The 782-nt window shown below is 65.1% G+C and carries 1 protein-coding gene, 1 pseudogene and 1 riboswitch; the gene and the pseudogene both read right to left on the bottom strand.

Going from position 1 to position 782, the window contains the following annotated elements; genetic code table 11:
• Nucleotides 1–233, bottom strand: a pseudogene (locus EOA79_RS32320) (metal-binding protein); the annotation flags it as partial.
• A 38-nt stretch (nt 234–271) separates the two neighbouring features.
• Nucleotides 272–471: riboswitch (cobalamin riboswitch) on the bottom strand.
• A 29-nt stretch (nt 472–500) separates the two neighbouring features.
• Nucleotides 501–782 (bottom strand): crosslink repair DNA glycosylase YcaQ family protein (locus tag EOA79_RS32315; RefSeq protein ID WP_206639307.1); only part of this gene is annotated, 282 nt, incomplete at its 5' end.

Below are 782 nucleotides of genomic sequence, written 5' to 3'. Positions count from 1 at the left end.
CTCAGGCGGTGTTTGCACGTGCCGGGACACGCGACTGTGCGGATGCGGATTTGCTCGTCCGGCGCGGCGCGGCGCGCGTCTTCGGCAAGGAGGGCGCCGGCGCGCGGATGCGCGTCCGAACCGGTCTCATCGCGGCAGGAGGAGCAGACGATGACGGTCACTTCCGATAGCGCGTCGCGGGGTTCGGACGAAATGTCCGCGGTATTAGCCGGAAAACTGACGTTGCGATCCAAAACCAGGCTCCTTGCCCGGAAAACCCGCCGAGCGATCGGATTCTCATGTCTCAGACGGCAGGTCTCCTGGCTCGCGGGTCGTCGCCTTACGCCGCCTTCCCGGGAACATCCCAGTGGTTTTCGGCTGAGGCTCGTCGCTCACAGTTGCGGGGACAGCCGCGGATTTGGGTTTTCCCGCACCGCATTCCCTCTTGGCTCCTCCCCTTGCCGGGAGGAGACCGTCTGCGGCGGATTTAGGCTTAGAGGTGCTCGCATGTCAACGCGCGGCTACGACACCGAAATGTCGGTCAACGCCGGCCCAAGGTCGCCGGCCGGCGTCACCTCGATGGTTTCCAAGCCGAGCCATGCCTGCATCTGTTTCAACTCACCGAAGAGTTGTGCGGCCGTTTCGGCGGGAGCGCCGGCTTCGGCAAAAGCCGCATGGACGCGCAGCACTCCGGCCGGGCGGTCAGCTCTCAGATCGACCCGGGCAACGATCCGGTCGCCGAGTAGGAAAGGCAGCACGTAGTAGCCGTACTGGCGCTTCTCGGCCGGCGTGTAGATCTCGAT

Source organism: Mesorhizobium sp. M1A.F.Ca.IN.020.03.2.1 (assembly GCF_004023205.1).
Classification (GTDB): domain Bacteria; phylum Pseudomonadota; class Alphaproteobacteria; order Rhizobiales; family Rhizobiaceae; genus Mesorhizobium.
The sequence above is the reverse complement of the archived record's forward strand: the minus strand, read 5'-3'. Positions and strand labels throughout refer to the sequence as shown.